Annotated in this window: 8 protein-coding genes; all 8 read left to right on the forward strand. The window is 35.7% G+C overall.

The window, feature by feature from the left end:
- The first annotated feature begins 105 nt into the window (after positions 1 to 105).
- On the forward strand, positions 106 to 1,131 hold the full coding sequence (locus GXM16_RS03920) for a LacI family DNA-binding transcriptional regulator (protein WP_163392913.1): 1,026 nt from the start codon (positions 106 to 108) through the stop codon (positions 1,129 to 1,131).
- Between the two features lie 482 nt (positions 1,132 to 1,613).
- On the forward strand, positions 1,614 to 4,727 hold the full coding sequence (locus tag GXM16_RS03925) for a SusC/RagA family TonB-linked outer membrane protein (RefSeq protein ID WP_163392915.1): 3,114 nt from the start codon (positions 1,614 to 1,616) through the stop codon (positions 4,725 to 4,727).
- 11 nt (positions 4,728 to 4,738) lie between these two features.
- Positions 4,739 to 6,382, forward strand: a complete 1,644-nt coding sequence (locus tag GXM16_RS03930; RefSeq protein ID WP_163392917.1) for a RagB/SusD family nutrient uptake outer membrane protein — start codon at positions 4,739 to 4,741, stop codon at positions 6,380 to 6,382.
- Positions 6,383 to 6,412: 30 nt separating this feature from the next.
- On the forward strand, positions 6,413 to 7,537 hold the full coding sequence (locus GXM16_RS03935; RefSeq protein ID WP_163392918.1) for a SusE domain-containing protein: 1,125 nt from the start codon (positions 6,413 to 6,415) through the stop codon (positions 7,535 to 7,537).
- A 60-nt stretch (positions 7,538 to 7,597) separates the two neighbouring features.
- Positions 7,598 to 8,782 (forward strand): glycoside hydrolase family 76 protein, encoded by a 1,185-nt coding sequence (locus tag GXM16_RS03940; RefSeq protein WP_163392920.1) that lies wholly within the window; start codon positions 7,598 to 7,600, stop codon positions 8,780 to 8,782.
- Positions 8,783 to 8,956: 174 nt separating this feature from the next.
- Positions 8,957 to 10,762, forward strand: a complete 1,806-nt coding sequence (locus tag GXM16_RS03945) for a glycoside hydrolase family 2 protein (RefSeq protein WP_163392922.1) — start codon at positions 8,957 to 8,959, stop codon at positions 10,760 to 10,762.
- 7 nt (positions 10,763 to 10,769) lie between these two features.
- Entirely contained in the window at positions 10,770 to 13,064 is a 2,295-nt protein-coding gene (locus tag GXM16_RS03950) for a GH92 family glycosyl hydrolase (RefSeq protein ID WP_163392924.1), read from the forward strand.
- 38 nt (positions 13,065 to 13,102) lie between these two features.
- Positions 13,103 to 14,533, forward strand: a complete 1,431-nt coding sequence (locus tag GXM16_RS03955) for a glycoside hydrolase family 125 protein (RefSeq protein ID WP_163392926.1) — start codon at positions 13,103 to 13,105, stop codon at positions 14,531 to 14,533.
- Positions 14,534 to 14,647: the final 114 nt, after the last annotated feature.

A 14,647-nucleotide genomic window follows, 5' to 3' on the forward strand; every position in this document is an offset into this window, starting at 1 on the left:
TTTTTGATAAATGTTTAAATTACACTAAATTAGATTTTAACAATACACTATAACTTTACTATATTTGAACCAAATTTGTGGTTTAAAATTAAAAATGACTCTTAAATGAAAAAAAAACCTGTTTCTATTAGAAATATTGCTGATGAACTAAAAATATCTGTTACGACTGTATCATTTGTTTTAAATGGTAAGGCAAAAGAAAAACACATTTCTAAAGAACTTACAAAAAAGGTTTTAGATTACGCAAAACTGATTAACTACAAGCCAAATCAAATTGCACAGAGTCTTCGCACCGGCAAATCAAAAATTTTGGTTTTTATGGTTGAAGATATTTCAAATAATTTTTTTGCCAAGCTAGCCCGTATTTTTGAAGATATTGCTTATGATAAAGGATACAAAGTAATTTTCTGTAGTAACGAAAATGATGATGAGAAATCCAATGAATTAATTACGTTGTTTAATTTTCGCCAGGTAGATGGCTTTGTTATTGTACCATCACCGGGTATTAAAGATACTATTGAAAACTTAATAAAAGATAATATACCTGTTGTGTTATTAGACAGGTTTTTTGATGGATTGGATTGTAATAGTGTTGTTATTGATAATGAAAAAGCTTCTTTTGATGCCACACAGCATTTAATTGATAATCAGTTTAAAAATATTGGTTTTGTTACCATTGCTCCAGATCAGAGTCAGATGGAAGGCCGTCTTTCGGGATATATAAAAGCAATAGATGAAAATGGCTTGAAACCACACACACTTGAAATTCCTTATGATCAGGTCTATAAAGGAAAAGGGAAAGAACTTGTCAGGAAATTTTTTGAAGAAGAGAAAGATTTAGACGCTGTATTTTTTGCCACTAATTATTTAACACAAACCGGACTGGAAATTTTTAAGGAAAATAATCCATCATTAATTAATGATCTTGGAATTATTTCTTTTGATGATAATGATATGTATAAAATTTACAGCCCAACCATAACATCCGTTTCTCAGCCGTTAAATGATATAAGTACTAAATTAATGGAAATTATGCTCCCACTTTTGAAGAAAAAGGACGTAACAGAAACCACTCATAAAGTTATGGTTAATGCAGAACTGATTATACGCCAATCGTCATTAAGCAAATAAACAGAATTTAAAAAAAGCTTTTACTTTTTAATAATATCATATAATCTGAAGGTCAATGTTAAATTGATTTTCAGATTATTTTTTTTGCCTCAATTTCCTGACAGGAAGAGGATTGGCAAACCTACTTGTCATTTTCATAAATTTCTTTTTCATCGAAATTTATAACGTTTTCGTTGATTTTTATTGAATTAAATTCAAATTATTATCTCTTTTTAACGCATGCTTTATAAAATTAACATAAAATTTATATTTACTAAAAAAAATTTTGTTTTACTAAAACGTTTTAGTATGTTTGCTATGAATTAGTTGCTTAATTAATTGTTTAGCTTTTGATTTAAGGATTTACCGGGATCTTTTAACCTTCAAAAAAAGTTTTACAGTTTTAGCCTAACTTTTTAATTAATACTTTTTTAAAAAATTTTAAAAATATATTTTCTGAAAAGTTAAATACTAATTTGATTAAAAACTAACCTAAAATTTTTATGATGAAACAATCAAATTGCAGAAAGAAAAGAATGCTTTTCATGCGTTTCTTTCTTACGAGTATTCTCTTTTTTGGCGGATATGTCTATTCAACCGCCCAAAATCAAAAAACGCAAGTTACCGGAGTTATCACTTCAAAGTCAGAGAATTTATCTCTTCCAGGTGTATCTGTTGTTGATGTAAACGAGCCTAGTAATGGAGTTAATGCGGATTTTGACGGGCATTACTCGATATCATTAAAAAATGGCAGTACTACATTACGATTTACTATGATAGGATATAAGCCGGTCGAAATAAAAGTAAATAACAGGACTGCAATAAATGTTGCTATGGACTTAGATGTAGCAACTCTGGAAGAAGTCGTTGTAGTTGGTTATGGCACTCAAAAAAAGAGAAAGGTAACAGGTGCTATAGACCAGGTAAGCAGCCAGGCTTTTGAAGGAAGGCCAAGTGTTAATGCTACTCAGGCGCTACAGGGTAAAGCTCCGAGTTTAATCATCCAGCAGACCAACTCTGAGCCAGGTGCGGGTTTAAATATCAACATTAGGGGAATTAGTACGCTAAATAACAATGGGCCTTTGATTGTAATTGACGGAATCGTAGGAGGTGATATCAATTCATTGAATCCTAATGATATAGATAGTGTTTCTGTGTTAAAAGATGCAGGAAGTGCTGCAATTTATGGATCAAGGGCTAATAATGGAGTTGTATTGATTACCACTAAAAAAGGAAGCAAAAGTAAACCAATGACTGTACAATACAGTAGCCTTGTAGGATATAATAACCCATTTTATTTTACCAAACCGGTTCATGGTTATGAAAATGCAATGTTGAGAAATGAGGCAGCTTACAATTCTGATGCTGCAAATGCAGTATTTACCTCTGCCCAAATTGCTGAACTTAAAGCGAAAGGTGATACAAAATGGTTCGCAGAAGAAATAGTAAAGCCCGCACTTCAGTTAAACCAAAATCTTTCGGTTTCCGGAGGTAATCAAAATTCTACTTATTTAGTTTCTTTAGGATATTTAGATCAGGAAAGTAATTTTGTCGGACCAAAAAAAGGGATGCAGCGTTATAATTTCAGAATAAATCTAACCAATGAATTTGGAAAATTTAAACTGACATCTAGTTTAGCTTATTCAAAACAAAAAATTAACGATCACTCTTCGAGTACGGGAACTTTAATGGTAGATGCTTTCAGGGTTCCATTGTACTATACCCAAAAAGATGAAGAGGGTAATTATCTAACGAACGATGTATTACAGCAATTTAACTCTTTAGGAATTTTAGAAAAGGGGGGGTTCAGAAAATATGATAATGACGATCTTTTTGGTGCTTTGAATGCGGAATTTAAACTCACGAGCTTCCTAAAAGTTAAAGGTGTTTTTGGAGGGCGTTTATGGAATGGAAGCATGTTCAGCAGAACAAAACAAGTTAATTTTTCTCCATCGGGAGTTTACGGTGCAGACCGTGATACCAGGGATGAAACTACTAAAGCACTTGACCTGAACACGCAATTTATGCTGGAGTTTAACAAAAGTTTTGCCGGCGTTCATAACATAGGTGCTATGATCGGTGTATCAAACGAAAACCATTCACACAGATCAATTGGTCTTTATAAAAAATTTACAGATCCGGATTTAGGAATTCCGGGAACTGGTACTGTTATTGGAGATGATTCTTATAACTCTAACGGAACTAAACCGGATAAAAATCCGGCTTCTTCAAAAAACAGCCTTAATTCACTGTTTGGCCGTGCAACATACGACTTTAATGATAAATATTTTGCTGAAGTAACTTTTAGATATGATGGTTCTTCAAAATTCAGAGAAGAGATAAGATGGGGCTTCTTTCCGGCAGCTACAGTAGGTTATGCACTTACAAAAGAAAACTTTATGGAAAGCTACAGAGATAAGGTAGGGAACATTAAGTTAAAATCGTCTTATGGAATCGTAGGGAATCAGAATGTTAGGGATTTCCAGTATCAAACAACTTATTTTACCTTCCCAAATGCGTACGGGTTTAATAATTCCGGCGTAACCGGAACAGGATACACCTTTGCGAATGCTGACATTCAATGGGAAAGAGCTGCAACGTTTAATGTTGGATTAGAGGCTGATTTCTTCAAAGGAGCTCTAAGTTTCTCTTTTGATTACTTTGATAAAGTAACCTCAGATATCCTTATTCCACCACAAGTACCAGGAGTATTTGGTACACAGCTTCCGGATTTTAATGATGCTAAATTAGGAAATAGGGGATGGGAAGTAAGTGCTACTTACAGGCATAAAGGCAAAGTTTTAAATCAAAGTTTAACAGTTAATGTTGGAGATTCTAAAAACAAGGTACTTGAATACAGTGGTGGCGATGAGAAATTAACAGGAGTAGAAGAACTACAGGTATTACTTAGAGAAGGGCTGCCATACAATTCATATGTGGGTTTAAAAAGAGATGGATACTTCCAGAATTGGGAAGAAATCCAGGGAGCTGCTGTTCCTGACGGACTATCAGTAGTGCCGGGTGATAATCGCTATGTAGATGCTAATAAGGATGGTAAGATTGATGATAACGACAAATTCATATTTGGGAATCCTTTTCCAAGATATACATTCGGAGCTACCTACACTGCAGATTACAAAAATTTCGATCTAAGCATTTTTATTCAGGGTGTTGGAAAAAGAACAATGATGATCAGAGGGGAACTTGTTGAACCATTTCATTCTAATTATGGTATGACGATGTACACGCACCAATTGGATTACTGGACACCACAAAATCCGGATGCAAGATATCCACGTTTAGCAAATAATGGTACACAATCTAATACAAATAACTTTAGAAGGGGTTCAGATATGTATCTATACGATGGGGCCTATGCCAGACTTAAAAATATACAGTTAGGATATTCTTTACCAGCAAATACAGCCGAAAAACTAGGTATGAGCAGATTCCGTATGTATGTATCCGGACAAAATCTTCTTACATTATCAAAAGTGAAATTCCTCGATCCTGAACTTTCTGAATTCAATGGTAACATGTCTCCTTCCGGAGGTAACAGCGGAAGAGCGTTTCCAACACAGGCTTACTACGGAATGGGTCTTGATATTAGCTTTTAAAAAAAACGAAAATGAAAAATATATTTAAACAAATAAAATTCATACCGGTAGTATTATTACTATTGGTAAGTTGTGAAGATCTCGATCTTGCACCTGAAGATAGATTTACAGATGCTACTTACTGGACAAGTGTAGAAAAGGCGCAGACTTTTCTTAATACAGCATATTCACAAATGCAGAGCAGCTCTCGTTTCTTTTATAACGAAGGTTTGTCTGATAATGCTTATAATGGAAGAGGGGATAATGAAGGAGCAGCCTCTATCGCTGCGGGTATATACGATCCATCTTTAGGAAGACTAAAAAGTGAATGGAATGACAGATATGCTGGAATTAAAACCTGTAATCTTATAATCGAAAATATTGATCGTGTACCAAATGCTGATCCGGCTGTAATTGCAAGAATGAAGGCTGAAGCACGTTTTCTAAGAGCATTTCAGCATTTTCAATTAACGACCTGGTTCGGGGATATTCCGTTACTTAAGAAAGATCTTTCTCTTAAAGAAGCACAAACAATGACCCGCACTCCGCATGCAGAAGCGGTTCAGTTTATATTAGATGAACTTGATGCCATTACTCCGCTATTGCCAAAGAACACGGAATTGCCAAATGCCGAAAGAGGAAGAATTACTAAGGGTGCAGCGGCTGCCTTAAAAGCAAGAGTATTTTTGTATGAAGGCAGATGGGAAGATGTTATCGATACAACAGAGGACTTTATGGCAATGACATATGGTCAATATGGCCTTTTTTCTTCATATGAAGGATTATTTGAAGCTAAGAACGAATACAATAGCGAGGATATTTTGAGCTTGCAATATGTAATACCGACTGAGCCAAGAAGTTGGGGGGAGTTTTTTGATATGGCACCAATATCTGCCGGAGCAAGGTTAAATGCATTGGCACCAACTCAGGAATTAGTTGACAGTTATATAATGCTTAACGGAAAAAAAATTAACGAAACTGGTTCTAATTACAACGAAAATAATCCATATGTAAACAGAGATCCAAGACTTACGGCAACGGTGGTTTACGATCAGTATAACTGGAAAAAACCCGATGGCAGCACATCCATTATTTACATAAAACCAGGATCTTACCCGGATGGCGATCCAAATAAGCCTGGACCTGATGAATTTGTACAGGGTTCATCAGCAACCGCAACAGGATATTATACCCGTAAATATTTTGATGTGGAACATGGTACGGATTTAAAATCAGGAATAAACTTAATGTTGTTTAGATATGCTGATATATTGTTAATGTATGCAGAAGCTAAAAATGAAATGGGCCAAATGACCAGTACTGTTTGGGATCAAACGATCAAGGCTTTGAGAACACGTGCAGGTTTTACAGATGCAGCCGCTTTATCATTTAACAGTTCATTAAATCAGACAGGCCTTCAGGAAATTATAAGAAATGAGCGCCGTACAGAATTTGGTATGGAAGGCTTAAGAATCTTCGATATCAGAAGATGGGAAATTGCAGAAGACGTATTGAACGGTTATGCACACGGAGCAAAATTCGGACCTTCATCAGTTGATAATGGTTATTTAAGAGTCAACTTAAGAACATTCGATCCGGATAAACACTATTTATGGCCGGTACCAAGAGATGAGCGTTTGATTAACACTAATTTATCTCAAAACCCAAATTGGTAATATTAAATTAAAAATCTAAAAAACATAAAGATGAAAAATATATATTCAAAATTAGTATTAATTGTATTTGCAGTATTTCTTGTAAGCTGCGAGAACGATGATTCAATGAACCATACAAAAGTAAGTGCAGTAAAAACACTTTATTCTCCTGAAAATAACAAGTTTTTTGATCTTAACGCACAGAGTTCTGCTTTATTCGAGTGGGAAGGGGCTAAAGCTCAAGATAATGGAGTAGTGCTTTATGATGTGGTTTTTGACCATGTAGATGGAGATTTTTCTAATCCTGTTTATATCATGCCTTCTGATGGTAAAGGATTGCAGCCAAGTTTAAATCTTTCTTTTACAGATTTAAACAAAATTGCAAAACTGGCAGGCATAGAATCAGAAACCCTTGGAAAATTAAAGTGGACTGTTTATTCTTCTAAAGGAATAAATGTTGAAAAATCTACAGTTTCAAATGTGATTGAAATACTAACACCAAGCGGATTTCCGGCTCCTGATCAGTTATTTATTACCGGTACAGGTTCTGAAACCGGAGATGTAACAGCAAGCGCTCAGGCTTTCAAGAAAACAGGTGGTAATACATTCGAGATATATACAAAGCTGCAGGCAGGTAGTTATAAATTCATAACTAGAAAAAATGGTACTCCTGAAGTTTTTTATATCAACAATGAAGGTAAATTAAAACAAGATGGTGAAACTACTTATACCGGAGCTAGTAAAGTGTACAGAATTAGAATTGACTTCAGTAATGGTTCAACAACTATAACAGAAATTGCAAAAGTGGAGTTTTGGTATCCTTTATATCAAAAATTTCCTTTCGAATACACATACACAGGCGGAGGTGTATGGAAGGCGACTAATAAACCTATTTCATTTCAGGGTTCTTGGGTAGATGAGCGTTATAAATTTAAATTTACTGTAGTAAACGGTACAACTACATCTGCTGAGTGGTTTGGAAGTGTTAACAAAGACAATAGCAGCAGACCAACTGCGAGTACTCCTGCTTCATTTTGGTACATGGTTCCTGCAGACGGTAGTGATTGGGACTATACTTTCAAATTTAAATCTGAAATTGATGGCAAAAATGTAAATTCTGAAATCAACTTTAGTGCTTCGGTTCCTGCATACACACACAGTTTTACAATTTTATAAATAACTATCACGTCTCTTGAAGAGTGATCTTCAGGAGACGTTATTTAAAATGAATTAATTATGAAAAGATTTTTTTCAAAAACTTATAGCATTCTGTTTTTATCTGTTGTAGGATTGGGGTTAATGACCACTTCATGCGAAGATGATGCAATTCCGTTACGCGATCCTAATAATTCAGGCGGTAACGATTTTGTGTACACCTGGGAAAAGACAGCAGATTCTTTACAGCTTTCTACGTACAATAATTATTTAGGATCCAACGGTACTTTTGTAGAAAACAATACGGGAAAGACCACTTTTCATTATTGGCCTAATGCTCACGCTCTTGATGTTTTGGTGGATGGATATTTAAGAACTGGTAATGATAATTATAAAGCCAAAATGAAAGCCTTGGTACAGGGAATTAAAGTTAAAAACGGTAATACCTATAATAACGTTTTTAATGATGATATGATTTGGTTAGCTCTTTCAAGTCTTCGTGCTTACAGCGCCACTCAAGATCAGGAATATAAAGCTGTTGCTGAAGAATTATGGGGAAGAATAAAATTAAGCTGGAGTGATAATGTTTTTGGAGGTGGTATCACCTGGAAACAAGATACGCCTAAGCAAAAAAACGCGGTATCTAATGCTCCTGCAGCAATTATTGCACTTAGGCTTTATGAGATTGACAAAAAAGCGGAAGATTTAGAATGGGCGAAGAAAATCTATGCATGGCAAAAAGCTAATCTTGTTGATCCTGTAACTGGCGTGGTTTGGGACAATATAGCTGAGGTAAATAATGTTGTAATAACCAATAAAGACTGGATATTTACTTATAACATGGGAACTTGGATAGGAGCTGGTTTAAGGTTATACAAAGCCACAAATGAACAGACATATCTTAACGATGCTGTAAAATCAGGAAGAACAGTTTTAACAAGTCCGAAATTAATTTCAGAAGGTCTTCTTAGAGATGAAGGTCAGGGAGATGGTGGTTTGTTCAAAGGTATTTTGGTGCGTTATTTTACTGAACTTACTCAGCATCCAACGATCAATTCTACAGATAGAGAAAAGTTTGCAAATTTCTTAAAATTTAATGCTCAGACATTTTACAAAAAAGGGATCCAGAGACCAACTATGTTTTCTGGTAATAATTGGAAAGTTGCTCCTGCTGCAGGTGCAAATACAGATCTTACAACGCAGTTAAGCGGTGTAATGCTTATCGAAGCAGCAGCAAAATTAGATAAAGACGGATATTTTGATTAAATAAAAAGTGTTTGTTTTTGTGTTGGTAGTTTTTGTAATACCTGGAGGAAATGAGCAGCCTTCAGGTTTTATAATATTTTGACTGACTGAAATCAAATTATTAAAAATAGCCCCATTTTAAAACACTTCCCTAATTCAAAAATAAAATATCACAATGAAAAATAAAATATCACAATGAAAAATAAATTAACAATTATACTTTTCTTATTTGCAGGATTTGCCTGTATGGCACAATGGAAACCGCAGGGAGATAAAATAAAAACAAAATGGGCAGAACAAGTTGATCCTAATCATGCACTGACTGAATATCCACGACCTATAATGGAAAGAAAGAAGTGGAAGAATCTTAATGGCTTATGGAATTATTCAATACAACTGGCAGGACAAGCAGCACCAAAAGGATATGACGGAAAAATACTCGTTCCTTTTGCTGTTGAATCAAGCCTTTCCGGAGTAATGAAATCTGTGGGTTCAGAAAAAGAGATTTGGTACGAAACCAGTTTTACCTTAGAAAGTAATTGGAAAAATAAAGATATTTTACTGCATTTTGGAGCAGTAGACTGGAAAACAGAAGTCTGGGTGAATAATGTAAAAATTGGGACACATACCGGAGGTTTTACACCATTCAGTTTTAATATTACACCGTTCCTGAATGGAAAATCACAAAAATTGGTTGTAAAAGTTTGGGATCCTACAAGTGACGGAACTCAGCCAAGAGGAAAACAGGTTAAAAATCCGGAGTCAATCTGGTATACTCCGGTGAGCGGAATCTGGCAGACTGTGTGGTTAGAGCCGGTAAGCAAAAAACACATCGATAATTTAAGAACAACACCGGATATTGATCGCAATCTTATTAGTATTGTACCTGAAGTAAAAGACAGTAATGCAGGTGATATCCTTGAAATTACAGTTTTTGATGGTACAAAAGTTATTGCTTCAGAAAAAGCAGTTGCAGGTCAGTCTTTGGACATTGTTCTTGATAATCCAAAATTATGGTCGCCAGAGACACCGTTTTTATACGATATTAAAGTTAAACTGGTCAGTAACGGCAAAATCGTTGATGAGGTAAAAAGCTATTTCGCAATGCGCAAAATTTCTTCAAAAAGAGATAAAAATGGTATTGTCAGAATGCAGCTCAATAATAAGGATTGTTTTCAGTTTGGACCGCTGGATCAGGGCTGGTGGCCGGACGGATTATATACCGCCCCAACAGATGAAGCCTTAAAATACGACATAATCAGAACTAAAGAATTAGGTTTTAATATGATTCGTAAACACGTAAAGGTAGAACCTGCAAGATGGTACACACATTGCGATAAATTAGGAATTCTGGTTTGGCAGGATATGCCAAACGGAGACGCAGGTCCAATTTGGCAAATGCACAACTATTTTGATGGAAATGAGTTAAAAAGAACTCAACAATCTGAAGCAACATACAGAAAGGAATGGAGAGAAATTATGGATCATTTGTATTCTTATCCAAGTATTGTCGTTTGGGTGCCATTTAATGAAGCCTGGGGACAGTTCAAAACAGTTGAGATTACAGAGTGGACTAAAAATCATGATCCAAGCCGATTGGTTAATTCTTCAAGTGGAGGAAATCATTTTCAGACGGGTGACATTTTAGATATTCACCATTATCCGGGACCTGAATTAAAATTGTATGATGCGCGCAGAATCACGGTTTTGGGAGAATATGGCGGAATAGGTTTTCCGGTAACGGGTCATTTGTGGCAAACAGATAAAAACTGGGGGTATACTCAGTTCAAGAATACGGACGAAACCACAGCGAAATATAAAGAATATGCAGACAAGCTAATTGAATTGTCGAAAGTTGGTTTTTCAGCAGCGGTATATACACAGACAACAGATGTGGAAGGAGAAGTAAATGGTTTTATGACGTACGATCGTAAGGTTGATAAAATGAATTTTCCTGAAGTAAGCAAGATTAATAAGGAGGTAATTAATTCTATTAAATAAGGAAGTTTTGAAAAAAAGTAAATACATTTTTACATTAGTATTTTTTGCCTTTATTGCTGTTAAAGCACAAAATACACAAGTAATTACGCCACAACAGCCTGTTGACTGGGTAAATCCTTTAGTAGGAACCGATTCTGATTACGGAATTTCAAACGGAAATACGTATCCGGCAATTGCAATGCCATGGGGAATGAATTTCTGGACACCGCAAACAGCTAATATGGGTGATGGCTGGGCTTACACTTATAAATCAAGCCGGATTAAAGGTTTCAAACAGACACACCAGCCTTCGCCATGGATGAATGATTATGGTCAGTTTTCGATTATGCCTGTTACTGGAGAATTGAAATTTAAGGAAGAAGACAGACAAAGCTGGTTTTCACACAAAGCCGAAATCGTTACGCCGTATTATTACAGCGTTTATCTGGCAGATCATAATGTTACAACTGAAATAACGCCAACAGAAAGAGCAGCGAGGTTTCGATTTACATTTCCGCAAACAGATAAGTCCTATGTTGTTATTGATGCATTTGATAAAGGATCTTATGTGAAAATTATTCCATCTGAAAGAAAAATTATAGGTTACACGACTAAAAATAGCGGTGGAGTTCCGGAAAATTTCAAAAACTATTTTGTCATTATTTTTGATAAAGATTTTGAGGTAAATTCAACTTTCAACGGAGATGTTCTGGGAAATGCTTTAGAAATGAAAGCAGATCACGCCGGAGCCGTAATTGGTTTTAAAACAAAAGAGGGAGAAAAGGTAAACGCCCAGGTTGCTTCATCCTTTATAAGTTATGATCAGGCCGAGTTGAACTTAAAAGAAATTGGCAGTAATAATTTTGATCAGCTTAAAGAAAAAGGAAAAGCAATCTGGAATAAAGAATTGAGCAGAATAAAAGTAGATGGCGGAACACCCGATCAAATGGGAACTTTTTATTCCTGTCTATACAGATCGCTTCTTTTTCCAAGAAAATTTTATGAATACGATCAAAATAAAAAAGTAGTGCATTACAGTCCGTACAACGGAAAAGTTTTGCCGGGCTATATGTTTGTTGATACGGGTTTTTGGGATACATTTAGAGCCTTATATCCTTTTTTAAATTTGATGTATCGGGAACTGAACACACAAATGCAGGAAGGTCTTTCAAATGCCTTCAACGAAAGTGGCTGGCTTCCGGAATGGTCCAGTCCGGGATTAAGAGATATTATGGTCGGAAATAATTCGGCATCCATTGTGTCTGAAGCGTATTTAAAAAGCGGTAAAGTAAAAAACTACGATATCGAAAATCTTTACAAAGCGTTAATTCATGGTGCTAATAATGCAGGTCCGTTGAGGGCTGTAGGACGTGCCGGAGTTGATTATTATAACGCTTTGGGATATGTTCCTCATGATGAAATTCAGGAAAGTGCGGCCAGAACATTGGAGTACGCTTATGATGATTTTGCTATTTATCAATTGGCAAAAGCGTTGAATAAACCGCAGTCAGAAATTGATTTGTATAAAAGAAGAAGCTTTAATTACAAGAACCTTTTTGATCCGAAATACAATCTGATGCATCCTAAAAATAAAGACGGCAAATTCATGGAACCTTTTGATCCTTTCCAATGGTTTAACGGATTTACAGAGGGCAACAGCTGGCATTATTCGTGGTCCGTTTTTCATGATGTACAAGGTTTAGTTGATTTGATGGGAGGGAAGCAGGTATTTGTTTCGCAACTGGATAAAGTTTTTTCAGCACCTCCGGTTTTCGCTACGGGAAAATTTAATGGAGGCGTAATTCATGAAATGAGGGAAATGCAAATTGCAAACATGGGACAGTATGCGCATGGAAATCAGCCAATTCAGCACATGATTTACCTTTATAATTATGCAGGAGAGCCATGGAAAGCACAATATTGGGTAAGAGAAACTATGAACAGAATGTATCATGCAACCCCGGATGGTTATTGCGGGGATGAAGATAACGGACAGACCTCGGCCTGGTATGTTTTTTCTTCCTTAGGATTTTACCCCGTTACTCCGGCTTCTGATCAATATGTTGTAGGTGCCCCATTATTTAAAAAAGCAACAATACAACTTGAAAATGGTAAAACCATAACTATAAACGCAGACTCAAATAACGATCAGAACCGTTATGTTAAAGGAGTGAAACTGAACGGAAAAGCCTATTCTAAAAACTGGCTAAGCCATTCTGAACTAATGAAAGGAGCAACACTTGACTTTGATATGTCGGCAACTCCAAACACCAAAAGAGGAATCAACAAAGAAGATTTTCCGTACTCATTATCGAATGAATAACAGGAAGCTCTTTTTTTATAATTTTAAAACATACAAAAATGCAAAGAAGAAAATTTATCCAGAACGCAGCTTTATTTAGCAGTTTAGCCCTTATTGATCCTATGGAAATCATTGCCGGCACAAAGGCAATCAAAGATTTCCCGATTGTGAGAGTAGCAAAAGGCAAAAGAAATTTTGAAAGCGAATTTATTGAAAAAACAATTGTTGAGTTTCAAAAGAATGTAAAGGATAAAGAATTGGGATGGTTGTTCAATAACTGTTTTCCTAATACTCTTGATACAACGGTTACTCACACCCAGAAAAACGGAAAACCTGATACCTATGTTATTACAGGAGATATAGATGCGATGTGGTTAAGAGACAGTTCTGCGCAGGTATGGCCGTATATGGCTTTTGCCGGGAAGGATTCAAAATTAAAAAACCTTATTGCAGGTGTGATTAACAGACAGACAGAATACATTCTGAAAGATCCGTATGCCAATGCATTTTATAATGACCCTAATAAAAAAGGGGAGTGGACCTCGGATCATACCGATATGAAACCAGGTGTACATGAAAGAAAATACGAAATTGATTCTCTTTGTTACCCAATCAGGCTTGCTTATAATTATTGGAAGAACACAGGAGACGTTGCCCCATTTGATGAAAATTGGGTAAAAGCGATTAAATCGACACTTAAAGTTTTCAGGGACCAACAGCAAAAAGACGGTAAAAATCCCTATACTTTTCAAAGAACAACACAGTTTGCCACTGATACAAGGCCATTAAGAGGTGCTGGATATCCGGTAAAACCAGTTGGCCTGGTTTGTTCTGCTTTCAGGCCAAGTGATGATGCAACTGTTTTTTCGTTCCTTATTCCGTCAAACTTTTTTATTGTAGCCAGTATGAACCAGGCTGCAGAAATGCTGGAAGCAATTAAAAAAGATACTGCTACTGCAAAAGAATTAAGGGATTTAGGAAATGAAGTAAATAAAGCTATTAAAGAACATGCAGTGGTTAAACATCCTAAATATGGTGACATTTTTGCATTCGAGGTAGATGGTTTTGGAAGTCATTTGCTGATGGATGATTCGAATGTACCAAGTTTATTGAGCCTTCCGTATTTAGATGCCATCGATGTAAATGATGCAACATATCAAAATACCCGAAAATTTATCCTTTCAGAGGATAATCCGTTTTTCTTTAAAGGAAAAGCAGCCGAAGGTGTCGGTGGACCGCATTGTGGTATGGATATGATCTGGCCAATGTCTCTTGTAATGAGAGCGTATACAACTTCTGACCAGAATGAAATAAAAGAGTGTATCAGAATGCTGAAAGCTTCTCACGGCGATACTGGTTTTATGCACGAATCTTTCCATAAAGATGATGCTAAAAATTTCACAAGATCCTGGTTTGCATGGACTAATACTTTGTTTGGGGAATTATTATGGGATACCTATAAAACGAATCCGAAATTACTGGAACTTTAATTATTTAACACGTTGGGTGTAATTATCCAAAACGTCAGTTCGAGTGTTTTTTGTGCAGAGAAACGAAACAAAAAATGTATCGAGAACCGTTTTGATTTTTCTGTTATCAATACG

Origin of the sequence: Flavobacterium limi (genome assembly GCF_010645075.1) — a bacterium.
GTDB classification, from domain to species: domain Bacteria; phylum Bacteroidota; class Bacteroidia; order Flavobacteriales; family Flavobacteriaceae; genus Flavobacterium; species Flavobacterium limi.